Consider the following 23,977-nt stretch of genomic DNA (forward strand, 5'->3'; position numbering starts at 1 on the left):
TCGTTCCCAGACATTAGCAGCGCATCCGTCCTACCGCCACGCTGGCCCCCGTCCGACTTGTCGGCTAGCATCGCCCTTTTGCCAGACTGGACAGCCGACCATGAAAATCGTCTCTTTCAATATCAACGGGCTACGGGCTCGCCCGCATCAGTTGGCGGCGCTGATTGAAAAGCATCAACCCGATGTGATCGGCCTGCAGGAAACCAAGGTCCACGACGACCAGTTCCCGCTGGCCGAAGTGCAGGCCCTGGGGTATCACGTGTACTACCACGGCCAGAAAGGCCACTACGGCGTGGCCCTGCTCTCGCGCCAGGAAGCGCTGAGCGTACACAAAGGCTTTGCCAGCGATGAAGAAGACGCCCAGCGTCGCTTTATCTGGGGCACCTTCGCCGATGCACAAGGCAACCCGATCACCATCATGAACGGCTATTTCCCCCAAGGCGAAAGCCGCGACCACCCCACCAAGTTCCCGGCCAAGCAGCGCTTCTACGCAGACCTGCAACAGTTGCTGGAAAGCCAGTTCAGCAACGACCAGGCGCTGGTGGTAATGGGCGATGTGAATATTTCCCCGGAAGACTGCGACATCGGCATTGGCCCCGACAATGCCAAGCGCTGGCTGAAAACCGGCAAGTGCAGCTTCCTGCCGGAAGAGCGCGAGTGGATGGCCCGCCTGAAGAACTGGGGCCTGGTAGACAGCTTCCGCCACCTCAACCCCAACGTGACCGACCGCTTCAGCTGGTTCGACTACCGCAGTCGCGGGTTTGAAGATGAACCCAAGCGTGGCCTGCGTATCGATGTGATCCTGGCGTCCAACGGCTTGCTGCCCAGGGTCAAGGATGCAGGGGTGGACTACGAACTGCGCGGCCTGGAAAAACCCTCGGACCATGCACCGATCTGGCTGGAATTGAGCTGACTTCACGGACGGCACGCTTAAACAATGTGGGAGCAAGCCCGCTCTCACATTTTTACGGTTGAGTGACAGTCATATTACTGAAACCCAACTGACTTAATCTCGCGGCACTCCCTTTGCCTTGAGACGGTGCCGGCATGATCCTGCGCGTTCTGTTACTGCTGACCCTTTTTCCCCTGAGTGCCGTTAGCGCGCCGCTGCCCATCCCCGATCAGGGCCCCGCGTTGCGCATCCAGGGCTCCAACACGATCGGCGCGGCGCTTGGCCCGGCGCTGGTCAAGGGGTTGATGGAGCAGCAGGGGCTGCAAGGGGTCCACGCTGAACCCGCCGAAGGCGCCAATGAACAGCGCGTGATCGGCAAGACCCGCCAGGGCAAGACGCTGACCATCGAGGTCGACGCCCATGGTTCCAGCACCGGTTTTGCCGCCCTGCACAAAGCCAGCGCCGACCTCGCCGCCTCCTCCCGCCCGATCAAAGACAGCGAACTGGTGGACCTCGAACCCCTGGGCGACCTGAAAAGCCCCGAGGCCGAACAGGTGATCGCCATCGACGGCCTGGCCATCATCCTCAACCCGCGCAACCCGCTGAATACGCTGAACACCGAGCAACTGGCGCAAATCTTCAACGGTGAGATCAGCACCTGGGAAGCACTCGGCGGCATCGGCGGGGCGATTCATTTATATGCGCGGGATGATCGGTCGGGCACCTATGACACCTTCAAGGACCTGGTCCTGAGCCGTCGCGGCAAGCCCCTCGCCGCGTCGGCCAAGCGGTTCGAGGCCAGCGAGCAACTGTCGGACGCGGTGAGCCAGGACCCGCAAGGCATCGGTTTCATCGGCCTGCCCTATGTGCGCCAGGCCAAGGCGGTGGCGATCGTCGACGGTGACTCGCAACCGATGCTGCCGCTGAACAGCCTGATAGCCACCGAGGACTACCCGCTGTCGCGCCGCCTGTTCTTTTACCTACCGCCGACCACGCACAATCCGTGGGCCAAGGCGCTGGTGGACTTCACCCAGAGCAGCAAGGGCCAGGCGATCGTGGCGGCCAACGGGTTTATCGCGCAGCGGGTCCAGGCGATAAGCGTGGAGCCGCGCCCGTCCATGCCCGAGGACTATCAGGCAATTGCCCGCGAGGCCCAGCGCCTGACGGTGAATTTCCGCTTCGAAGAAGGCAGCGCGAGCCTGGACAACAAGGCGCGCCAGGATGTGCAGCGCGTGGTGGCGTATATAAAAGGCCACGGCAAGCTCGACAAGCAGGTGACACTGGTAGGGTTTGGCGATATCAAGAATGACCCCGAACGCGCGGCGCTGTTGTCCAAGCTGCGGGCGATGGCGGTGCGTCGGGAATTGGTCAAGAGCGGCGTGGTGCTCCGCGATATCCGCGGGTTCGGCGCGCAGATGCCGGTGGCGGCGAATACCGCGGATGAGGGCCGGATCAAGAATCGGCGGGTGGAGGTTTGGGTGTACTGAGGTTTGTGTTTTGTGTTGTTCGCACGGGCCTCGTCGCGGGCAAGCCCCCTCCCACAGTTGACCGAGTTGTGCATGAGAACGCGGTCTAGTGTGGGAGGGGGCTTGCCCGCGACGGCAGGCGACGCGGTGTTACTGCCCGCCGCGCATCAACTCTTTAGGCACATACTTGCCGATCTCGAACTTGCCGATCGCCGCACGGTGGACTTCGTCCGGGCCATCGGCCAGGCGCAGGGTGCGTTGCATGGCGTACATGTAGGCCAACGGGAAGTCGTTGGAGACGCCAGCGCCGCCATGGATCTGGATCGCGCGGTCGATCACCTTCAACGCCACGTTCGGCGCCACCACCTTGATCTGGGCGATTTCGCTTTTCGCCACTTTGTTACCCACGGTGTCCATCATGTAGGCGGCTTTCAGGGTCAGCAGGCGTGCCATGTCGATTTCCATGCGCGAGTCGGCGATCTTGTCGATATTGCCGCCCAGGCGCGCCAACGGTTTGCCGAACGCGGTGCGGCTGATCGCGCGTTTGCACATCAGTTCCAACGCACGCTCGGCCATGCCGATGGAGCGCATGCAGTGGTGAATGCGGCCCGGGCCAAGACGCCCCTGGGCAATTTCAAAGCCGCGGCCTTCACCCAGCAGGACGTTTTCATACGGCACGCGCACGTTGTCGAACAGCACTTCGGCGTGGCCGTGGGGCGCATCGTCGTAACCGAACACCGGCAGCGGGCGCACGATTTTCACGCCAGGGGCGTCCACCGGCACCAGGATCATCGAGTGCTGCTGGTGGCGCGGCGCATCGGGATTGCTCAGGCCCATGAAAATCAGGATCTTGCAACGCGGGTCGCAGGCGCCGGAGGTCCACCATTTCTTGCCGTTGATCACCCATTCATCGCCCTGGCGCTCGGCGCGGGCGGCCATGTTGGTCGCGTCCGAGGAGGCCACGTCGGGCTCGGTCATGGCGAAGGCCGAGCGGATCTCGCCGCGCAACAGCGGTTCGAGCCAGCGCTGTTTCTGTTCGGCGTTGGCGTAGCGCACCAGCACCTCCATGTTGCCGGTGTCCGGGGCGGAGCAATTGAACGGCTCCGGGCCCAGCAGCGAACGGCCCATGATTTCCGCCAGCGGCGCGTATTCAAGGTTGGTCAGGCCAGCGCCCAGTTCGGATTCGGGCAGGAACAGGTTCCACAGGCCTTCGGCTTTCGCCTTGGCTTTGAGCTCCTCCATGATCGCGGTGGGCTGCCAGCGGTCGCCTTCGCTGACCTGGCGTTCGAACACCGGTTCGGCCGGGTAAACGTAAGCGTCCATGAACGCAGTGACGCGTTCACGCAGTTCCTGAACCTTGGGCGAATAGGCGAAATCCATGAGCAGCTCCCTTCTTTGAGAGGTTGTTTAGGTCATGCAATCGATGCTAGAACAGCGTTGATAATTTACCTAGCCTATTCTCGGCGTGTATTAACATTCATCACCGATATATGATCGGGGCATGGCCACCTAACAATAAGAGCGCAACGAAATGAATCTGAGCAAGGTCGACCTCAACCTGTTTATCGTCTTTGACGCGATCTACACCGAAGCCAACCTGACCCGTGCCGGGCAGATTGTCGGCATCACCCAACCGGCGGTGTCCAACGCTCTGGCACGCCTGCGCGAGACCTTCAACGACCCGCTGTTCGTGCGGACCGCCCAAGGCATGGTGCCCACGCCGATGGCGCAGAACATCATCGGCCCGGTGCGCAACGCACTGTCATTGCTGCGCGTGTCGGTGCAGGAAAGCCGGATTTTCAACCCGCAACAGGCGGCCAAGACCTACCGCATCAGCATGACCGACTTGACCGAAGCGGTGATCCTGCCACTGCTGTTCCAGCGCTTGCGTCGCCTGGCGCCGACGGTGGTGATCGAGAGTTTCCTGTCCAAACGCCGCGAGACCACCAAGGAACTGGCCGCCGGGCGCCTGGATTTTGCCGTCGACGCACCGCTCAACACCGACCCGCAGGTGCGCCACGTCAAGCTGATGGAAGACCGCTACGTGTGCGCCATGCGCAAGGGCCACCCGATGGCGGGCAAGGACAAGTTCACCCTGGATGATTACCTGTCGCTGACCCATATCCATATCTCCAGCCGCCGCAACGGCCTGGGCCATGTCGACCTGGCCCTGGGCAAGATGGGCATCCAGCGCAAGATCGCCCTGCGCTCCCAGCATTACCTGATGGCCTCGCAAGTGTTGCAACAGACCGACATGGTGATGACCGTGCCCGAGCGCTTCGCCCGCCGCCATGAACTGCACTGGTTCAACCTGCCGGTCAACGACGTGCCGCCGGTGGAAACCCACCTGTACTGGCACGAGAGCACCGACCAGGACCCCGCCAACCGCTGGATGCGCGAGCAAATGATCGAGTTGTGCCAGCAGGTCACGGCGCACGAGAAGAAACTCGACAAGCTGCAAGCCTGAACCTGTCGCCGTGTAGGAGCGAGCTTGCTCGCGAAAAACCCGAGGGCGCCTTTGGGTATCAGGGCTACCGCGTTCTCGTTGACGTTTTTCGCGAGCAAGCTCGCTCCTACAGGGATTGACGATCGACCTTGACGTTTACGTCAACCTGACATTAGCTTAGCGCCAAGACTTTCTTGAGCGCCTTCATGAGCACGACCTACAGCATTTCCGACCTCGCCCGCGAGCTCGACATCACCACCCGCGCCATTCGCTTCTATGAGGAACAAGGCCTGCTGGCCCCGGAACGCCGGGGCCAGGAACGCATCTACTCGGCGCGGGACAAGGTCAGCCTCAAGCTGATCCTGCGCGGCAAGCGCATCGGTTTTTCCCTGGCCGAATGCCGTGAACTGATCGAACTCTACGACCCCACCAGCGGCAACCATGTCCAACTCAACAGCATGCTGGTGAAAATCGCCGAGCGTCGCGAACAGTTGGAGCAGCAGTTGCTGGACATCGAACAAATGAAGCTGGAACTGGACACCGCCGAAGAGCGCTGTACCCAGGCCCTGGCCGAAACCATCCAAGGCCAGGCTGGCCATTGATCATAAGGTAGTTGCCATGTCCCTCCCCTCCCACGTGCGCCTGGTCGAAGTCGGCCCGCGCGACGGTTTGCAGAATGAAGCCCAACCCATCAGCGTGGCCGACAAGGTGCGGTTGGTGGATGCCCTCAGCGCCGCGGGCCTGAGCTACATCGAAGTCGGCAGTTTTGTTTCGCCCAAATGGGTGCCGCAGATGGCCGGTTCCGCCGAAGTCTTTGCGCAGATCCAGCGCAAGCCCGGCGTGACCTACGGCGCGCTGGCGCCGAACCTGCGCGGCTTTGAAGATGCGCTGGCCGCCGGGGTCAAGGAGGTCGCGGTGTTTGCTGCGGCGTCCGAGGCGTTTTCGCAGCGCAACATCAACTGCTCGATCAGCGAAAGCCTGGAGCGATTCGTGCCGATCATGGCGGCCGCCAAACAGCAGGGTGTCAGTGTGCGCGGCTATGTGTCCTGCGTGCTGGGTTGCCCTTACGAAGGCGCGGTCGCCCCGGAACAAGTGGCGGCGGTGGCCCGCGAGCTGTTTGCCATGGGCTGCTATGAAGTGTCCCTGGGCGACACCATCGGCACCGGCACCGCGGGAGCCACGCGCCGGCTGTTCGAGGTGGTGGGCGCGCACGTGCCACGGGACAAGTTGGCGGGGCACTTCCATGACACCTATGGGCAGGCCGTCGCCAACGTCTACGCCAGCCTGCTGGAAGGGATCAACGTGTTCGACAGCTCTATCGCCGGCCTAGGCGGTTGCCCATACGCCAAGGGCGCCAGCGGTAACGTCGCCACCGAAGATGTGGTGTACCTGCTCAACGGCCTCGGGATCGAGACCGGCATCGACCTGGAGCGATTGATTCTCGCGGGCCGGCAGATCAGCGACGTGCTCGGCCGGCCCAGCGGCTCGCGCGTTGCCAGGGCGCGTAACGCCAGTTGAGTAACTTAGCCGTGACAATGTGTTACCGCAGGCCGGCCGGACGAGTAACACGGGAACATATTTTCCCGTGTTTACCGTAGGGCATTTCCCACAAAAAACTCAACTCATTGATTTTAAACGATTTTTAAAAGTTGGCACGGCTTCTGCTATCTCTATGGCATAACAAGAATAAAAAGCGCCAAACCTAATAAAAATAAGACGAAACGACTCTGACATAACAAAAACAACACGGCAGAGACGCAGCTAACAGATTTTTTTGGAGAAGATGTGCTTCGCAGGGTACGGCATGCCGAAACCCGCAACCGGATAGAGAAAAATAAAACTACCTCAGGTAGCTACCCACTGGTTGGATCGTGTACGAAGAAGCAGATCAGCGCTCAAAAAAATACGTTTGCTCTTGACCCTGGATGGGGTCGCCAAAAACAGCGGTAAAGGGTAACGGTTGCCAAAAACAACAATAGACCGCCCCTCAATAATAAAAAAAGAGCACGTAACAACAAATTAAAGGGGACCTTCGGGTCCCCTTTGTGCTGTCTGGGATTACGCAATTTAAACTGTGGGAGGGGCTTGCTCCCTACCCCCACAAGTTTTCAGCGAAACGACTAAGACTGCGTTCGCAGCTCTTCGATCGAGATCTCGCGCATGCGGAATTTCTGGATCTTGCCGGTGACCGTCATCGGGAATTCATCCACGAACTTGAAATGCTTGGGCGTCTTGAAGTGCGCGATACGCCCCTTGCACCACGTGTGCAACTCCAGCGCGCTGGCCACATGCCCGGGGTGACACTTGACCCAGGCAACAATCTCTTCGCCATAACGCTCATCCGGAATACCAATGACCTGCACATCGGCCACCGCCGGGTGCGTGAAGAAAAACTCTTCCAGCTCGCGCGGGTACACGTTCTCGCCACCGCGAATGATCATGTCCTTGTTGCGCCCGACGATGCACACGTAGCCGTGCTCGTCCATGGTCGCCAGGTCACCGGTATGCATCCAGCCGGCGTCGTCGATTGCGTCGCGGGTGCCGTCGGGGTTGTTCCAGTAACCGAGCATCACGCTGTAGCCACGGGTACACAGCTCACCGATCTCGCCACGCGCGACGGTGTGACCGGCGAGGTCGACGATCTTGCTTTCCAATTGCGGCTGGGTGCGGCCGACCGTGGTGACGCGGCGCTCCAGGTCGTCATCGGGGCCGGTCTGCAGGGACACCGGGCTGGTTTCGGTCATGCCGTAGGCAATCTGCACTTCGCTCATGTGCATTTCGCCGATGACCCGGCGCATCACTTCGATCGGGCAGGTGGCACCGGCCATGATCCCGGTGCGCAGGCTGGACAGGTCGAACTCGCCGCGTTGCGGATGGTCGAGCATGGCGATAAACATGGTCGGCACGCCGTACAGGGCGGTGGCGCGTTCTTCGGCGACGGCGGCCAGGGTCAGCAGCGGGTCGAAGCCGTCGTTCGGGTAAATCATGGTGGTGCCGTGGGTGATGCAGCCCAGGTTGCCCATCACCATGCCGAAACAGTGATACAGCGGCACGGGGATCACCAGGCGGTCCTGCGCGGTCAAGCCCAGGCTTTCGCCGACCATGTAGCCGTTGTTGAGGATATTGAGATGACTAAGGGTGGCGCCCTTGGGGAAGCCGGTGGTGCCGGAGGTGTACTGGATATTGACGGCCTGGTCGAAGTGCAGGCTGGCTTGGCGCGCGATCAATCGCTCAGGCGGGATGCCCGCACCAAGGGCCGCCAGTTGCGACCAGGGCAAAAAGCCCGTGGGCGGGCGCGGCGCAAGGCTGATCACGCCGCGCAGGTCCGCCAGTTTTTCGCAGTTCAAGCGGCCGACGGGTTGCTCCGCCAGCTCGGGCAGCAGTTCCTGCAACATCGCGTGGTAATCGGAGGTCTTGAACGAACCGGCACACACCAGCCATTGGCAGCCGGATTGCTTGAGCACGTATTCCAGCTCAGTGCTGCGATAGGCCGGATTGATATTGACCAGGATCACCCCGAGCTTGGCGCTGGCCAGCTGGCTGATGCACCACTCGGCGCAGTTCGGCGCCCAGATGCCCAGGCGATCGCCGCGCTGCAGGCCCAACGCCAGCAGCGCGCGGGCGTGCAGGTCGACGGTCTCCGCCAGTTGCTGCCAGGTGTAGCGGCGTTGCTGGTGACGCACCACCAAGGCTTCCCCATCGGGATACTGCGCAACCGTGTGATCGAAGGCCTGACCGATCGTCATGGCCAACAAGGTCTTGTCCTGAGAGCCACGGCTGTAGCTCTGATTCGGTTGATCCATAACGACCCCTGTTGTCTTTTTTGTAGGTTGACGTAAACGTAAACTACGATTGACAGCGCCGCAACGCAAGCTTACGTTAACGTAAAGGTGAGCATCCCCTCCCCCGGTGCCGTCACCCCACAACAACAAAGCTCAATAAAGGTGCCTGTCCATGAGTTACCCCTCCCTGAACTTCGCCCTCGGCGAAACCATCGACATGCTGCGCGACCAAGTGCAGTCCTTCGTGGCCAAGGAGATTTCTCCGCGCGCGGCACAAATCGACATCGACAACCTGTTCCCCGCCGACCTGTGGCGCAAGTTCGGTGACATGGGCCTGCTGGGCATTACCGTGGCCGAAGAATACGGCGGTGCCGGCCTGGGCTACCTGGCCCATGTGGTGGCCATGGAAGAGATCAGCCGTGGTTCGGCGTCGGTGGCGTTGTCCTACGGCGCCCACTCCAACCTCTGCGTGAACCAGATCAACCGCAACGGCAGCCATGAACAGAAACTCAAGTACCTGCCGAAGCTGATCAGCGGCGAACACGTCGGCGCCCTGGCCATGAGCGAGCCGAATGCCGGCTCCGACGTGGTCTCGATGAAACTGCGCGCCGACAAGCGCGGCGACCACTACGTGCTCAACGGCAGCAAGACTTGGATCACCAACGGCCCCGACGCCAGCACCTACGTGATCTACGCCAAGACCGACCTGGAGAAAGGCGCCCACGGCATCACGGCGTTCATCGTCGAGCGCGACTGGAAAGGCTTCAGCCGCAGTAACAAGTTCGACAAGCTCGGCATGCGCGGCTCCAACACCTGCGAGCTGTTCTTCGATGACGTGGAAGTGCCGGAGGACAACATCCTCGGCGTGCTCAACGGCGGCGTCAAAGTGCTGATGAGCGGCCTGGACTACGAACGCGTCGTACTGTCCGGCGGCCCGACCGGGATCATGCAAGCCTGCATGGACCTGATCGTGCCGTACATCCACGACCGTAAGCAGTTCGGCCAGAGCATCGGCGAATTCCAGCTGATCCAGGGCAAGGTCGCCGACATGTACACCCAACTCAACGCCAGCCGCGCCTACCTGTACGCGGTGGCCCAGGCCTGCGAGCGCGGCGAAACCACGCGCAAGGACGCGGCCGGGGTGATCCTCTACAGCGCCGAACGCGCCACGCAAATGGCCCTCGACGCGATCCAGATCCTGGGCGGCAATGGCTACATCAATGAATTCCCCGCTGGACGCCTGCTGCGCGACGCCAAGCTGTACGAAATCGGCGCCGGCACCAGTGAGATCCGGCGCATGTTGATCGGTCGCGAACTCTTCAACGAAACCCGCTGAAGGAGCGCGCCATGGCCACCTTGCACACCCTGCTCAACCCGCGCTCGGCGGAGTTCGCCGCCAACAGCGCGGCGATGCGCCAACAGGTCGACGCCCTGCACACCCTGCTCGCCCAGGTGCAGCAAGGCGGCGGCGCCAAGGCCCAGGAGCGCCACACCTCGCGCGGCAAACTGCTGCCACGCGAGCGGATCAACCGCTTGCTCGACCCGGGCTCGCCGTTCCTGGAACTCAGCCAACTGGCCGCCCATCAGGTGTATGGCGAAGACGTGCCGGCCGCCGGGGTGATTGTCGGGATCGGCCGCGTGGAAGGCGTCGAATGCATGATCGTCGCCAACGACGCCACGGTGAAAGGCGGCTCCTACTACCCGCTGACGGTCAAGAAACACCTGCGCGCGCAGACCATCGCCGAACAGAACCGCCTGCCATGCATCTACCTGGTGGATTCCGGCGGCGCCAACCTGCCGCGCCAGGATGAGGTCTTCCCCGACCGCGAGCACTTCGGGCGGATCTTCTTCAACCAGGCCAACATGAGCGCCCAGGGCATCCCGCAGATTGCGGTGGTGATGGGCTCGTGTACCGCTGGCGGCGCCTATGTGCCGGCGATGGCGGACGAAGCAATCATGGTGCGCCAGCAAGCCACCATCTTCCTCGCCGGCCCGCCGCTGGTAAAGGCCGCCACCGGCGAAGTGGTCAGCGCCGAAGACCTCGGCGGTGCCGACGTGCACTGCAAGATCTCCGGCGTGGCCGACCACTATGCCGACAGCGATGAACACGCCCTGGCCCTGGCCCGGCGCAGCGTGGCCAACCTCAACTGGCGCAAACAAGGCCAGTTGCTGCAACGCACGCCAGTGGCGCCGCTGTACAGCGGCGAAGAGTTGTACGGCGTGATCCCGGCCGATGCCAAGCAGCCGTTCGATGTGCGCGAAGTGATTGCGCGACTGGTGGACGGCTCGGTGTTCGATGAGTTCAAGGCGCTGTTCGGCACCACCCTGGTCTGCGGCTTTGCACACTTGCACGGCTACCCGATAGCGATCCTGGCCAACAACGGGATTCTGTTCGCCGAAGCCGCGCAAAAAGGCGCGCACTTCATCGAGCTTGCGTGTCAGCGCGGGATTCCGTTGCTGTTCCTGCAAAACATCACCGGTTTTATGGTCGGCCAGAAGTACGAGGCCGGCGGTATCGCCAAGCACGGTGCCAAGCTGGTCACGGCGGTGGCCTGCGCCAAGGTGCCGAAATTCACCGTGATCATCGGCGGCAGTTTTGGCGCGGGTAACTACGGCATGTGCGGCCGCGCCTACGACCCGCGTTTTTTGTGGATGTGGCCCAACGCGCGCATCGGCGTGATGGGCGCCGAACAGGCGGCCGGCGTGCTGGTGCAGGTCAAGCGCGAGCAGGCCGAACGCGCCGGCAACGGCTTCAGCGCGCAAGAGGAAGCGGCGATCAAACAGCCGATCCTCGACCAGTACGAAACCCAGGGCCACCCGTATTACTCCAGCGCCCGCCTGTGGGATGACGGCGTCATCGACCCGTTGCAGACCCGCGACGTGCTGGCCCTGGCCCTGTCTGCCGCACTGAACGCCCCCATCGAGCCGAGCCGCTTCGGCGTGTTCCGCATGTAAATGGAGCTGTACCCCATGAACGATTTCAACACCCTCGAACTGATCACCGACAGCCGTGGTTTCGCCACGCTGTGGCTCAGTCGCGAAGCCAAGCACAACGCCTTCAACGCCGAGATGATCCGCGAACTGATCATCGCCCTCGACCAGGTGCAGGGCAATGCGTCGCTGCGCTTTCTGGTCCTGCGCGGGCGCGGCAAACACTTCAGCGCCGGCGCCGACCTGGCCTGGATGCAACAGTCGGCCGAACTGGATTACGCCACCAACCTCGACGACGCACGCGAACTGGCGGAGCTGATGTACAACCTGGCCAAGCTGAAAATCCCGACGCTGGCAGTGGTGCAAGGCGCAGCCTACGGTGGCGCGCTGGGCCTGATCAGTTGCTGCGACATGGCGATCGGGGCCGATGACGCGCAGTTCTGCCTGTCGGAAGTACGCATCGGTTTGGCGCCTGCGGTGATCAGCCCGTTTGTGGTGCAAGCCATCGGGGAACGCGCGGCGCGTCGTTATGCGCTCACGGCCGAACGCTTTGGCGGCGAACGTGCGCGCGACATCGGCCTGCTGGCGGAAAGCTATCCGGCCGAAACCCTGGATCAACAGGTCGACCACTGGATTGCCAACCTCCTGCAAAACAGCCCGGCAGCGATGCGTGCAAGCAAGGATCTGCTGCGCGAAGTCGGTAACGGCGCCCTCACCCCGGCGCTGCGGCGCTATTGCGAAAATGCCATCGCCCGGATCCGCGTCAGCGCCGAAGGCCAGGAAGGTTTACGCGCATTCCTGCAAAAACGCCCGCCCAGTTGGCAGTCGCAGGAGCCACGCTCATGAGCACACTGACCACCGTACTGGTGGCCAACCGTGGCGAAATTGCCTGCCGCGTGATGCGTACCGCCAAGGCGATGGGGTTGACCACCGTGGCGGTCCATAGCGCCACCGATCGCGATGCGCGCCATAGCCGCGAAGCCGATATCCGCGTCGACCTGGGCGGCAGCAAAGCGACCGACAGTTACCTGCAAATCGACAAACTGATCGCCGCCGCCCAGGCCAGCGGCGCCCAGGCGATTCATCCGGGCTACGGCTTCCTTTCCGAAAACGCCGGTTTTGCCCGCGCCGTCGAGGCGGCCGGGTTGATCTTCCTCGGCCCGCCCGCCTCGGCAATCGACGCCATGGGCAGCAAATCCGCCGCCAAGTCACTGATGGAAACCGCCGGCGTGCCGCTGGTGCCGGGCTACCACGGCGAAGCGCAGGACCTGGACACCTTCCACGCCGCCTGCGCGCGCATCGGCTACCCGGTGCTGCTCAAGGCCACGGCCGGTGGCGGCGGCAAGGGCATGAAAGTGGTCGAGGACGTCAGTCAACTGGCCGAAGCACTGGCTTCCGCCCAACGTGAGGCGCTGTCGTCCTTCGGCAACGCGCAGATGCTGGTGGAGAAGTACTTGCTCAAGCCACGCCATGTGGAGATCCAGGTATTTGCCGATCAGCAGGGGCACTGCCTGTACCTCAACGAGCGCGATTGTTCGATCCAGCGGCGCCACCAAAAAGTCGTCGAGGAAGCCCCGGCGCCCGGCTTGAGCGGCGACCAGCGCCGGGCGATGGGTGAAGCCGCGGTGCGTGCGGCCCAGGCCATCGGTTATGTGGGCGCGGGCACGGTGGAGTTTTTGCTGGATGCCCGTGGCGAGTTTTTCTTTATGGAGATGAACACGCGGCTGCAAGTGGAACACCCGGTGACCGAGGCGATTACCGGCCTCGACCTGGTGGCCTGGCAGATTCGCGTGGCCCAGGGCGAAGCGCTGCCGATCACCCAGGCACAGGTGCCGTTGATCGGCCATGCGATCGAGGTGCGCTTGTATGCCGAAGACCCGGCCAATGATTTCCTCCCCGCGACCGGCCACCTGACGCTGTACCGCGAATCCGCACCCGGCCCGGGCCGCCGCGTGGACAGCGGCGTCGAGCAAGGCGACAGCGTTTCGCCCTTCTACGACCCGATGCTCGGCAAGCTGATTGCCTGGGGCGAGGACCGCGAACAAGCGCGGCTGCGGCTGTTGAGCATGCTCGACGAGTTCGCCGTCGGCGGACTCAAGACCAACCTGGGCTTTGTGCGACGCATCATCGCCCATCCGGCGTTTGCCGCCGCCGAGCTGGATACCGGCTTTATTCCGCGCTATCAGGACGAACTGCTGCCGCTGCCCGGAGCGTTGAGCGACGAATTCTGGCAGGCCGCGGGTTCGGCCTTCATGCAGAGCCTGCCGGCCGGCGACGGGCCGTGGGCAGACACTCGCGGCTTTCGCGCAGGGCTGCCCGCCGAAGTCTCACTGCACTTGAGCTGCAACGGCCAGGATCGCCTGGTGACGTTGGCGCAACACACGCCGCGACTGCAAGGCGAACAGCTGCTGATCGACCATCAGGGCGTGCGCCGTGCCCATCTGGCCGTGCGTAGCGCAGGCACGCTGTTCCTGCGCTGGGAGGGCGACATGCATGCCGTCAGCCTGTTCGATCCGATTGCGGCAGTCGAAGCCAACCAATCCCACCAAGGCGGCCTCACCGCGCCGATGAACGGCAGCATCGTGCGGGTGCTGGTGGATGTCGGCCAGACCGTCGAAGCCGGCACGCAGTTGGTGGTGCTGGAGGCGATGAAGATGGAACACAGCATCCGCGCGCCCCAGGCCGGCGTGGTCAAGGCACTGTTCTGCCAGGAAGGCGAAATGGTTGCCGAAGGTTGCGCGCTGGTCGAGCTTGAACCCGCGGACTAGAACTTCGCCGTGGCCTGCACGACGACGCCGAGGATGCGGCAATCGTCGCTGAACAGGCGCTTGGGGTAAGTCGGATTGAGCGGCACCAGGTACAGTTGGCCGCTCTCTTCGCGCAACTGGCGGAAGGTCGCCTGCGGGCTGTGCGCCCACTGCGCGACCACCAGCTTGCCGGGTTCGGCGTCGATGGCCGGGTCCACCAGGATCATCATCCCGGCACCGATGCTCAGGCCACTGGGCGCGGTCATCGCGTCGCCGACCACGGGCAGCCAGTAAGCCTCGCCCCGGGCATGGTAGTCCGTCAGTTCGAATCGCGCCGCGCCGTAGGCCGGGCGCTCTTCGCGAAGTTCGCACACGCCTTTCCAATCGCTGACCGGGTAGCGGAAGTACGGGTTGTAGTGTGGTGGCCCAACCGGCAGCGCATCGGCCTTGCGACGAATATCCAGCGCGACTTCCAGGGAGCCCAGCCCCAGCGCTTCCAGCACCCGGTTCATGTCCGCCAGGCTTGGCACCCGGCGCTTGTTCAGCCAATGCCCGACACCGCCCTGGGACATGCCCAGGCGTTCGGCCAGTTCATCCTGCGTGACCTTGCGGTCTTTCATGTTGGCCCTGACCAACGCGATCCATTTATCCATGGGGCCTGACAATACGTCGCGTATTTTTCAGGGCAATAAACAGTTTGTAGTAATCCATAAAACGACATAAATACGATACGTACTATCATCGGGTATCAGCGTTTCGACACCCAACCCGAGTACCGCCCTATGACGACAAGCCCGTATCGCCTGCCCTGCGAACCCGAATCCCATGAGCTGCTCGACATGCGCAGCAGCGGCGCCGCCCAACGTGCGCTGGATTACTATTTGAAAGAAGAGATGTGCGCCTCGGCCCCGAACGACGCCTTCTTCAGCATCAAGCCCGGTGTCAGCCCGGAGGAAGCCCTGGTGCATGCCTCGGACCTGTTGCGCAGCGCGGCTGCCACAGCCTACGAATCGGCGAGCAGCCATCAAGGCAACCAGCGTGACCTGGCATTTTCAGTGGTGTATTTGATTGATATGGCGAAGGCGATGGTGGAGCGATCGTTGCAGGCGCCGCAGGCTCAGGACGGTGCATGAGCCACGCGAAAGAAAAATATTTCTATCCCACGGATAAAAACATTTGACTTGCAAATGATAATGATTATTATTGGACCAAGCTGATCGCGAGATCAGTCGATAGACCAAGGGACCTTAGGTCGGACTCTTGGAATATCTCCTCATCAGGCTAATCACGGTTTTTGACCCGGCTCTTTGGCCGGGTCTTTTTTTTGCCAGTGTTTCTGGCTTGGCTTCAGGCTAATGAAGACTGTGTGTTGCTTGATGGCACGCATGATAGCAAAAGACCATCGTCAAAAGAAAGTCGGACGACCGCTCAGGCTCAGACCTTTGCGAAATAGCACTTGAGAATCAATCTCATAGATTCTAAGCTGCTGCGGCGTCAAGGATGACGCCCCCCTCCTCCCGCAACAATTTTGCATCCGGATTTTGCCCGGCCTCTGTGTAAGATAACCGCCACAACACTCATACTCAGGCAGCCAGACTATGACCGTGGCCTTGACCTCCATCAAAATCAGCACCAACTTCGACAGCGGTAACATCCAGGTTCTGGATGCCAGCGATGCCTATCACTTGTTGCTGGCAATCAAACCCGATACCCGCAGTCACCATTTCCAATGGTTCCACTTCAAGGCCGAAGGCATGCACGTGGGCCACACCCACACCTTCCGCCTGAGCAATGCCGGGCAATCGTCCTATAAACACGCCTGGAGCGGCTACAACGCCGTGGCGTCGTATGACCACGTCAATTGGTTCCGGGTGCCTACGCGTTTCGACGGCGAAACCCTGCACATCAGTCTCGAAACCCGTGAGAAACACGCCTGGTTTGCCTACTTCGAACCCTACAGCCGCGAGCGCCACGACTGGCTCATCGACCAGGCGCTGAACCATGCCGGCACCCGCTTGCTGGCCACCGGTAAAAGTGTCGAAGGCCGCGATATCCAACTGTTGCGCCGTGGCAAAGGTGGCGAAGGTCGGCGCAAGGTGTGGATCATCGCCCAGCAGCACCCCGGCGAGCACATGGCCGAATGGTTTATGGAAGGCATCATCGAACGCCTGCAGCAGGACGGCGACGCCGAGCTGAAAAAGCTGTTGGCCGTCGCCGACCTGTACCTGGTGCCGAACATGAACCCCGACGGCGCGTTTCACGGCCACCTGCGCACCAACGCCATGGGCCAGGACCTCAATCGCGCCTGGCAGAGCGCCAGCCAGGAGATCAGCCCGGAAGTGCTGTTCGTCCAGACGCAAATGGAAAAGTATGGCGTCGACCTGTTCCTCGATATCCACGGTGACGAAGAAATCCCCTACGTATTCGCCGCCGCCTGCGAAGGCAACCCCGGTTACACCCTGCGTATCGAAGCCCTGGAAAAGCACTTTCGCAGCCACCTGAGCGCCTTGACCCGTGACTTCCAGACCACCCACGGCTACACCCGCGACCTGCCGGGCGAAGCCAATATGACCCTGGCCTGCAATGCCGTCGGTGAGAAGTACGACTGCCTGTCGCTGACCCTGGAGATGCCCTTCAAGGACAACGACGACGCGCCCAACCCGAACACCGGCTGGTCGGGCAAACGCTCGATGCAGTTGGGCAAGGATGTGTTGAGCAGCGTGGCCGATATCGTCAGCCTGTTGCGCTGAATGTGGCGAGCGTGCTCGCCACACGGATCAAGCGCGGGCCTCAGTCCTGGGTGCCCGTCATGCTCTGCAGCACATCGTCACGGCGAATCAACCCATGGAACAGCGCCGCCGCCAGGTGCAACAGCACCGTGAGAAACAGCACATAGGCGAGATAGCCGTGGGCCTTGCGCAGCACCGCGAACAGCGGTGCGTTGGCCGACACCAGCGCCGGCAGTTGCACCGAATGGCTGAGCATCACCGGGTCGCCCGCCGCCGAAATCATCGCCCAACCGAGCAGCGGCAACACCAGCATCAAGGCATACAGCAGCCAATGGGACGCCTTGGCCGCCAACACTTGCCATCGCGGCAAATCGCCAGGCAACGGCGGTTGGCGCGTGGAAAAACGCACCGCCAAACGCACGATCACCAACGCCAGGATCGCGATACCCAGCGGCTTGTGCAGGTGGATCAACCATTCATGCCGTTCGGAAACCGACGCTGCCAGGCCCGCGCCGATGAACAGCATGGCGATGATCATCAGCGCCATCAGCCAGTGCAGCAGGCGCGCCAGAGGGGCGAAAAACCGTGGTTGGGCATTCATGGCTTCGACTCCTGAGGGGGGCGGTGCAACGGGCTGACTTCTGCGGCGCGGCGCAGGTAGGAACTGGCGTAGGCGGCCGAACGCGCGGCCAATAGCGGGTCATTCGAAGCCTCGATGCCGCTTGGCAGAATCAGCGGATCGAAGTTGATGTCGCGGCAATCGCCGTCTGCTTGCGCTTGGCTGCTTTGCAGCACCAGGGTGCCGGCGTTGAGTATTTTGTGCTCGCCGATCCAGGGTTTGCTTGCATCGTCGAGCGGATCGCCGGGGTTGGCCAGGGTCAGGTTCAACTGCCAACGCAGCGGTCCGGAAGCCAGGCGTTGCACCAGGTCTTTTTCCAGGAAGTCACTGCCGGCTGGCGCGGTATCGCCCACAGCATCCTGACTTTGCGCGACAACCGCCCAACGCACGGCCTGGCGCTTGCCATCGGCGCCCACCAGGAAAAACGCGTTGATGCCGTTGTAGGTTTCCGTCGCATAGCTGGCGGATGGCTTGGCCGTCTTGACCCACGCCAGGAACGGCGCGGCCTCGGGATGGGCCGCAAAGAACGCCGGCATATTCGCCGGGTTGGGCTTGCCGGTGGCCGGATCGGGCGCGCCGGCCTTGAGCAGTTGGTAGAACGCCTCGGGGGTGCCCACCGGAAACACCGGCATGCTGTTCATCCCGGTGCGCCACTGCTGGCCGTTGGCCTGGCTGAATTGCACGGCAAAACTGCGGATCGGCACACTGCTGTCCGGCGCGTAGGGGTTACCGCTGGGCAAGGCAAACCGGCCGATCAATGGGGTCCTGGCCGCATTGAATACCTGGGCACTGGAGTAGGCACGCGCCTCGGCGCTGCTCTCGAAGTACCCCGCGACACACACGCCCTTGGCATGGTTGCGCCGAAACCCCGGGTGGATGCCGTTATTGGTTTCCAGGGCATTGACCAGGGTTTTGGGCTGCAGGCGTTGTGGGTCGAAGGTGCCGTTGACGTAGGCAAACGCCCCGGCGACAGCCGCTACCACGCCACCGATACACGCCAGCCTGATCGCCAGGCTGGCCGTGCTGAGTGGCGGACGGGGCGGTGATGAGTGATCTACCATGAAAAGCTCCAGGGCACATGGCCAAGGGGAAATTGAGCTATGAGACGAATCCCATGTAGGTTTATTCCTCCTTCACTGTAGTTTTTTTCAGAGCAGCCCAGCGCCGAGTCCTTGGCCCTCCTACACCCGATTAAACGCGGCCGGTCGCTTGTCGAGAAACGCCTGCATGCCCTCCTGCTGATCGGGCGTGGCGAACAGACTGTGGAACAGTCGGCGTTCCAGCCGCACGCCCTCGTGCAGCCCGAGCTGCAGGGATTGCTCGACCGCCTCGCGCGCCGCCCGGGTGGCCAGGCGAGAAAAACCGGCGATTTGCGCGGCCACCGCCAGCGTCTGCTCCAGCAAGCTCGCCGCCGGATAGACACGCGACACCAACCCGGCCTGTTCAGCCTCATGAGCCGTCATCGGCCGCCCGGTCAGCACCAGATCCATGGTCTTGGCCTTGCCGATCAACCCTGTCAGACGTTGGGTCGCCCCCATGCCAGGGATCACGCCGAGCTTGATCTCCGGCTGGGCAAAGGCGGCGCTATCGGCGGCAAAGATCATGTCGCACATCAGCGCCAGTTCGCACCCTCCGCCGAAGGCGTAACCGTTGACGGCGGCGATGGTCGGCGTGCGCAGGCGGGTAAATGCCTCCCAGCCGACGAAGTAATCCTCGTTGAGCATGTCCTGATAGGTCTTGCCGCTCATCTCCTTGATATCGGCTCCGGCGGCAAAATACTGCGCACCGCCAGTGATGACAAAACACCCGACCTGAGGGTCCTGGTCCAGGGCCTCCAGACAGGAAACCAGCTCGGTCATCAGCGCCGAGTTCAGCGCATTCTTGACCTGGGGACGATTGAGTCTGACCAGGACCACCCGACCCTGACGCTCGATCACTACATTCATAGGCACCTCCATTGATTGATATCGTTTAATGAACACACGCACTTCACGAATCCCAGATCGCGCCATAGGCGGGTATCCCCCGGGCTTCCAGCTCTTGCACGACCTGCTGCGTCAGTCGTTGGTTGGCGATACAGATCACGGCCTCCGCGCCACAGGCTTGCACCGCGCCGTAGGCCAACTGCACCAGGTCAGGTTTGCCGCGCTCATCGGTGTCCCAGATCAACGCGTCGGGCTGGGCACCCAGGATCTCGTCGACCCATTCGTCGCCGTAGGTCTTGCGCGGGCTGCGGGTCGACCAGATCAGCTGGATCGGCAGCCGCGCCGCAAGTAAATGCGGCATGACCGGGCCGATCCCGCTGCCGGTGGCGACGTACACCACCGACTTGAACAGGGTTTCCACATGGGCCACGCCGGCGGTGGTGATGCCCTTGACCCACACATGGCGCGGCAGGTCCTCGATAAACCGCCCCGTCCAATCCCCTGCGCGGGAAATGGTCAGCCGAAACCCGGTTTGGCCCGGTGTGGGGATGTTGGCAAACGAGTGCCACTCCAACAGCGGATGTCGGCTGATCGCAGTCGACGAGCCGGCGAATGGCGTGGTGTGGGTAAAGCGCGTAATCACCGCATGCCCGGAAGGCCGCGTGTGCTCAACGGCGACCTTGCGCAGCCGCAGCCAGGGCAGTGCGATGCTCAGCGTCAACAGCACCAGCATCCAGAACGCGCCACTGTGCAGCAGGCTCGCACCGCGTTCGACGGACGCCAGCAAGGTCAGCGCCCAAAACAACAGCAGCGCGGCCCACCCCGCAAACCGATGAACCCGCTCGAAGCCATTGTGAAATCGCCCCCGGATGCGCGGTTGCGCCATGCCCACCATCAACAGCAACACGCCGAGCAGCGTCGCGCCAAGCCACAACCCAGCGGACGAAACGCTGCCCGGCCGCTGCAGATAGTCCGCGGCCTGCACACCGACCCACCCCGCAAACCAGCCCGTGGCCGCCAGGGCCGCGCCACTGTGCAGCCCGCCGACGTGGTACACCTTGGCCGCGCTGCGCCGCACACGCAGCGGCCAGGTGACGGGGATGCGCGTCGCCAGCCAGAACAACGCATTGATCAGGTATTGCTGGCGAATCAGGATGGCCAGCGACAGGTTGATCAGCACCAGCGACGACAACGTCTGGGCGCTGACGCCCTGCAGGCCGACGCCCAGCACCGCAAACGCCAGGTTGCTGAGCAACACCAACGCCGCCAGGCGGTTGTAGTAGGAAAACACCGGCAACGCCGTCCAGCGCCGCCAGAGCGCCGGTTTGGGCGGCACCACGGTTTGGCTCAGGGCATCAAGCATGGCCAGGCTCCTGCACCGCGAACGCCTGCACGGCCACCCACCTTTCACGCGCCCGTTGCAGCAACAGCGCCTTGTCGATCTTGCCGCGGGCGGTCAGTGGAAAATGCTCCACTGCGTCGATCAGCGCCGGCACGCAGTAGTAGGCCAGGCGCTGCTCGCATTGGCGTCGGCAGGACGCCACGTCGGCGCTGGCCGGCGAAACAAAGGCGACCAAGGTGCGGCTGTCGAGTTTTAGCGTGACGGCCCGCGTGCAGCCATCGCCGGCTTCCAGGGCGCTGGACACCGCGTCCAGCTCTACCCGGAACCCGCGGACTTTCACTTGGTCATCGACGCGCCCCATGTGCTCGAGTTGCCCATCGGCCGTCCAGCGCCCAAGGTCGCGCGTGCGGAACATCATGGCGTCGCCGCCCACAAAGGGGTCCGGGCGGTACCGTTCGTGGGTCAATGCGCGGTTGTTCAGGTAGCCCGCCGTTACCCCGGCGCCGCCCGCCCACATTTCCCCGGCTTGCCCCGCCTCACAGGGGCGGCCCTGTTCGTCGAGCACATACACGCTGTTGTTGGGGGTCGGCTGGCCGATGGTCAATGGGGTGCCAGGCACATGCCGATGCAGCGTATTGACGATGGTGGTTTCGGTGGGGCCGCAGCCGTTGTAGAACGTGCAATGCGCCGCCCAACGCTCGGCCAGGGCCTGGGAACAGGGTTCTCCGGCGACCGCGACCACCTGGAGATCGGGGCACTGCCGAGGATCGAGGCCCGCCAGGATCGAAGGGGTTGCGATCAACACATGGCACTGTGCAGCGGTCTGCGCAATGGCTTTGCCGCGAATCAGCAACGTCGCGCCATGGGCCAGGCAGCCGAGTATTTCCCAGGCCGCCATGTCGAAGCCGATATTGAGGATCTGCCCGACGTTGCGGCCCGGCGCCATGCCCATCCGCCCGGGCTGCGTCAACAGGATGTTGCATACGTTACGGTGACTGACACACACGCCGTTGGGGCGCCCCGTGGTGCCGGACGTGAACAGCACGAAACACAGGTCGTGGGTGTCGACGACGGCGCCCACCGGCTTATTGTCCTGGGTGATCCAGGGCACTTCGGCCAGGAACGTGTCCAGGCACAAGCTGCGATGGGCGGCGTCTGACGGGATGCGATCCGCCAGGTGCGACAGGGTCAGGATCAGCGGGCTGGTCAATGACTCGAGGACCATGGCCAGTTGCAGGGGCGGGACGATTCTGGCGTCCTGCGGCACATACGCGGCGCCGACCTTCAACACGGCCAACAGGCCCACCAGCATGGGGATCGAACGCTCGACGAACAGCGCCACAGTGTCGCCGCGTTTGACGCCCTGCTCGATCAAGCCCGCGGCCAAACGATTGGCTTGGCGGTTGAGTTGTTCATAACTGATGCGCTGCCCCGCACACACTGCCGCCGTCGCATGCGGTGCCAGCGCCGCTTGCGCTTCGATGGCGTGGTGGATACAGGCGGCGCTCGGCGGGGTCGATGGGCCAAAGCCCCATTGCTCAACCAAGGCGCGCTGCAGGACAGGCAGAGGCGCCAGCATGGGCGGGGAAAAAAGCGGTTTTTCGGTCGGTGAAAACATCATGGATACACCCTCATCGGTTGACTGCCGAAAAATGGCTGGCAGGTACGAGGGTGGATTGAGGTACGAGCCTGCGATTACAGGCGCTCAGGCTTTACAGAAACTTCTCACCGACACGCGTAAAGTTTCTTTTCATCGCGAGTGGAATAACCTACAGGGAGCAGCGTCTACCTGCACACAACCGGTTAGACTCGACTCCCCATGCATGAACTCGACGAACAGTTACGTGAACTCATCCCCAGGCTGCGGCGCTTTGCCCTGTCCCTGAGCCGTAACGCCAGCAGCGCCGACGACCTGGTGCAATCGACCCTGGAACGGGCGATCACCCGCTGGGCCGACAAAACCGTCGACGGCGACCTGCGCGCCTGGCTGTTCTCGATCCTCTACCGGCAGTTCCTCGATGCCCATCGGCGCACCCGGCGCTATGCGCGCATGCTCGAGTTCTTCACCGGCCGCGACGATGTGCAGCCGTCGGTCGAACGCACGGTAATCGCCCAGTCGACCCTGCAAGCCTTCGACCGGCTCAACAGCGAACAGCGCGCCCTGCTGTTGTGGGTGTCGGTCGAAGGCTTGAGCTACAAGGAAGTCGCGCAGATTCTCGACGTGCCCATCGGCACTGTGATGTCGCGTCTGTCCAGGGCGCGCCAAGCCCTGCGTCAACTCAGCGATGGCGAAATGACCAGCCCTTCCCTGCGGATACTCAAATGATCAGCCTGCCCCCCAGCGAACGCGATTTGCATGCCTACGTCGACCAGCAACTGCCGGAGAGCGATCGACGCGTGCTGGAAACCTACTTGGCCGCCCACCCCGAGGTCGCCGCCCAGGTGCATGCCTGGCAGCAGGACGCGCACGTATTGCGCGCCGCCTTGAGTGGCGCGTTGCAGCAGCCGGCCAACCCGGCCCTGGACCCGGCGCTGATCCGCCAGCGCATCAAGCAGCAGTCGCGCCGCCATTTCGCCACGGCGGCGGTGTTGCTGATGGCGGTCAGCCTCGGCGGCCTGGGTGGCTGGCAGGCGCGCGAAGCCACGCAACCGCCCATGCTGCCCATGGCCGATGCCATGCAGGCTTACCGCCTGTTTGCCCAGGACGGTGTGCTGCCCGCCGACTATCACGCCCAGGGCAACGCCACGATGCAAACCTGGCTCGACCGCTATTTCAACCAGGCCCAGCGTCTACCCGACTTGAGCCAGGCGGGTTTCACCGCCGTCAGCGGGCGCTTGCTCAGCACCGAACAAGGCGCAGCGGCGATGGTGCTGTACGAGGATCGGCAAGGCCGGCACATCAGTTTCTACATCCGCCCGCCGGGCCCGGAAAATAACTTCCTGCCCCGCGGCAGCCGCAGCGCCGATGGTTTGCTCGCCGAGTACTGGTCCGGAGGCGGGTACAACTACGCAATGGTCAGCCCGCAGGGGCTGCCGACCACGCCGCTGCTGCAGTTCTGAAGCCCACGCCCCGTAAAGGCCATGCGTTTTCGAGATGG

At 62.8% G+C, this 23,977-nt stretch carries 21 protein-coding genes; 13 read left to right on the forward strand and 8 right to left on the reverse strand.

The window, feature by feature from the left end; genetic code table 11:
* Nucleotides 1-100 precede the first annotated feature (100 nt).
* Nucleotides 101-913, forward strand: a complete 813-nt coding sequence (xthA, locus tag LQ249_RS19860; RefSeq protein WP_017848105.1) for an exodeoxyribonuclease III — start codon at nucleotides 101-103, stop codon at nucleotides 911-913.
* A 134-nt stretch (nucleotides 914-1,047) separates the two neighbouring features.
* Nucleotides 1,048-2,379 carry a substrate-binding domain-containing protein gene (locus LQ249_RS19865; RefSeq protein WP_232565829.1) on the forward strand — a complete coding sequence of 444 codons (1,332 nt, stop codon included), beginning with the start codon at nucleotides 1,048-1,050 and terminating at the stop codon, nucleotides 2,377-2,379.
* Nucleotides 2,380-2,508: 129 nt separating this feature from the next.
* Here LQ249_RS19865 and LQ249_RS19870 read toward each other — a convergent pair whose 3' ends face one another.
* Nucleotides 2,509-3,738 (reverse strand): acyl-CoA dehydrogenase, encoded by a 1,230-nt coding sequence (locus LQ249_RS19870; protein WP_017848107.1) that lies wholly within the window; start codon nucleotides 3,736-3,738, stop codon nucleotides 2,509-2,511.
* 151 nt (nucleotides 3,739-3,889) lie between these two features.
* On the opposite strand from LQ249_RS19870, the gene LQ249_RS19875 reads away from it, so the two are divergent.
* From LQ249_RS19875 to LQ249_RS19890, 3 genes are all read left to right on the forward strand, one after another.
* Complete coding sequence (locus LQ249_RS19875) at nucleotides 3,890-4,825, forward strand: LysR family transcriptional regulator (RefSeq protein WP_017848108.1); 936 nt, start codon at nucleotides 3,890-3,892, stop codon at nucleotides 4,823-4,825.
* Between the two features lie 185 nt (nucleotides 4,826-5,010).
* The gene (locus tag LQ249_RS19885; RefSeq protein WP_017848109.1) at nucleotides 5,011-5,406 is read left to right on the forward strand and encodes a MerR family transcriptional regulator; all 396 of its coding nucleotides are present in this window, start codon (nucleotides 5,011-5,013) and stop codon (nucleotides 5,404-5,406) included.
* 16 nt (nucleotides 5,407-5,422) lie between these two features.
* Nucleotides 5,423-6,322: a hydroxymethylglutaryl-CoA lyase gene (locus LQ249_RS19890; protein ID WP_126588686.1), complete on the forward strand. Its 900-nt coding sequence runs from the start codon at nucleotides 5,423-5,425 to the stop codon at nucleotides 6,320-6,322.
* Between the two features lie 602 nt (nucleotides 6,323-6,924).
* Here LQ249_RS19890 and LQ249_RS19895 read toward each other — a convergent pair.
* Nucleotides 6,925-8,607 (reverse strand): AMP-binding protein, encoded by a 1,683-nt coding sequence (locus LQ249_RS19895; RefSeq protein ID WP_232565830.1) that lies wholly within the window; start codon nucleotides 8,605-8,607, stop codon nucleotides 6,925-6,927.
* Nucleotides 8,608-8,758: 151 nt separating this feature from the next.
* On the opposite strand from LQ249_RS19895, the gene LQ249_RS19900 reads away from it, so the two are divergent.
* The 4 genes from LQ249_RS19900 to LQ249_RS19915 are packed head-to-tail and all read left to right on the forward strand — an operon-like array spanning nucleotide 8,759 to nucleotide 14,285.
* On the forward strand, nucleotides 8,759-9,922 hold the full coding sequence (locus tag LQ249_RS19900) for an isovaleryl-CoA dehydrogenase (RefSeq protein ID WP_046382870.1): 1,164 nt from the start codon (nucleotides 8,759-8,761) through the stop codon (nucleotides 9,920-9,922).
* 11 nt (nucleotides 9,923-9,933) lie between these two features.
* Complete coding sequence (locus tag LQ249_RS19905) at nucleotides 9,934-11,541, forward strand: carboxyl transferase domain-containing protein (RefSeq protein WP_057004449.1); 1,608 nt, start codon at nucleotides 9,934-9,936, stop codon at nucleotides 11,539-11,541.
* A gap of 15 nt (nucleotides 11,542-11,556) precedes the next feature.
* A complete protein-coding gene (locus LQ249_RS19910; protein ID WP_017848114.1) occupies nucleotides 11,557-12,363 on the forward strand; it encodes a gamma-carboxygeranoyl-CoA hydratase in 807 nt (268 codons plus the stop codon).
* On the forward strand, nucleotides 12,360-14,285 hold the full coding sequence (locus LQ249_RS19915; RefSeq protein WP_057004450.1) for an acetyl/propionyl/methylcrotonyl-CoA carboxylase subunit alpha: 1,926 nt from the start codon (nucleotides 12,360-12,362) through the stop codon (nucleotides 14,283-14,285). Before LQ249_RS19910 ends, LQ249_RS19915 begins: the two co-directional genes overlap by 4 nt.
* On the opposite strand, the gene LQ249_RS19920 is transcribed toward LQ249_RS19915, so the two are convergent.
* The gene (locus LQ249_RS19920) at nucleotides 14,282-14,917 is read right to left on the reverse strand and encodes a LexA family protein (RefSeq protein WP_017848116.1); all 636 of its coding nucleotides are present in this window, start codon (nucleotides 14,915-14,917) and stop codon (nucleotides 14,282-14,284) included. The genes LQ249_RS19915 and LQ249_RS19920 overlap by 4 nt on opposite strands.
* A 129-nt stretch (nucleotides 14,918-15,046) precedes the next feature.
* On the opposite strand from LQ249_RS19920, the gene LQ249_RS19925 reads away from it, so the two are divergent.
* Together LQ249_RS19925 and LQ249_RS19930 are read left to right on the forward strand one after the other, a co-directional pair.
* On the forward strand, nucleotides 15,047-15,397 hold the full coding sequence (locus tag LQ249_RS19925; protein WP_026140171.1) for a DUF6124 family protein: 351 nt from the start codon (nucleotides 15,047-15,049) through the stop codon (nucleotides 15,395-15,397).
* A gap of 465 nt (nucleotides 15,398-15,862) precedes the next feature.
* Nucleotides 15,863-17,014 (forward strand): M14 family metallopeptidase, encoded by a 1,152-nt coding sequence (locus LQ249_RS19930; protein ID WP_232565831.1) that lies wholly within the window; start codon nucleotides 15,863-15,865, stop codon nucleotides 17,012-17,014.
* A gap of 40 nt (nucleotides 17,015-17,054) precedes the next feature.
* Here LQ249_RS19930 and LQ249_RS19935 read toward each other — a convergent pair whose 3' ends face one another.
* The 5 genes from LQ249_RS19935 to LQ249_RS19955 form a co-directional block, all read right to left on the reverse strand.
* On the reverse strand, nucleotides 17,055-17,594 hold the full coding sequence (locus LQ249_RS19935) for a cytochrome b (RefSeq protein WP_232565832.1): 540 nt from the start codon (nucleotides 17,592-17,594) through the stop codon (nucleotides 17,055-17,057).
* Entirely contained in the window at nucleotides 17,591-18,673 is a 1,083-nt protein-coding gene (locus LQ249_RS19940) for a catalase family peroxidase (protein WP_017848121.1), read from the reverse strand. Before LQ249_RS19940 ends, LQ249_RS19935 begins: the two co-directional genes overlap by 4 nt.
* 120 nt (nucleotides 18,674-18,793) lie before the next feature.
* Nucleotides 18,794-19,558: an enoyl-CoA hydratase-related protein gene (locus LQ249_RS19945; protein WP_232565833.1), complete on the reverse strand. Its 765-nt coding sequence runs from the start codon at nucleotides 19,556-19,558 to the stop codon at nucleotides 18,794-18,796.
* Between the two features lie 43 nt (nucleotides 19,559-19,601).
* The gene (locus LQ249_RS19950) at nucleotides 19,602-20,900 is read right to left on the reverse strand and encodes a hypothetical protein (RefSeq protein WP_126588691.1); all 1,299 of its coding nucleotides are present in this window, start codon (nucleotides 20,898-20,900) and stop codon (nucleotides 19,602-19,604) included.
* Nucleotides 20,893-22,500 carry an amino acid adenylation domain-containing protein gene (locus LQ249_RS19955; protein ID WP_232565834.1) on the reverse strand — a complete coding sequence of 536 codons (1,608 nt, stop codon included), beginning with the start codon at nucleotides 22,498-22,500 and terminating at the stop codon, nucleotides 20,893-20,895. The genes LQ249_RS19950 and LQ249_RS19955 overlap by 8 nt, the downstream gene beginning before the upstream one ends.
* Before the next feature lie 198 nt (nucleotides 22,501-22,698).
* Between LQ249_RS19955 and LQ249_RS19960 the strand changes: the two genes are divergently transcribed.
* A complete protein-coding gene (locus LQ249_RS19960; RefSeq protein ID WP_046382864.1) occupies nucleotides 22,699-23,205 on the forward strand; it encodes a sigma-70 family RNA polymerase sigma factor in 507 nt (168 codons plus the stop codon).
* The gene (locus LQ249_RS19965) at nucleotides 23,202-23,939 is read left to right on the forward strand and encodes an anti-sigma factor family protein (RefSeq protein ID WP_017848126.1); all 738 of its coding nucleotides are present in this window, start codon (nucleotides 23,202-23,204) and stop codon (nucleotides 23,937-23,939) included. Before LQ249_RS19960 ends, LQ249_RS19965 begins: the two co-directional genes overlap by 4 nt.
* The last annotated feature ends 38 nt before the right edge of the window (nucleotides 23,940-23,977 follow it).

It is taken from the genome of Pseudomonas sp. 7-41 (genome assembly GCF_021233075.1).
In the GTDB taxonomy this organism is placed as follows: domain Bacteria; phylum Pseudomonadota; class Gammaproteobacteria; order Pseudomonadales; family Pseudomonadaceae; genus Aquipseudomonas; species Aquipseudomonas veronii.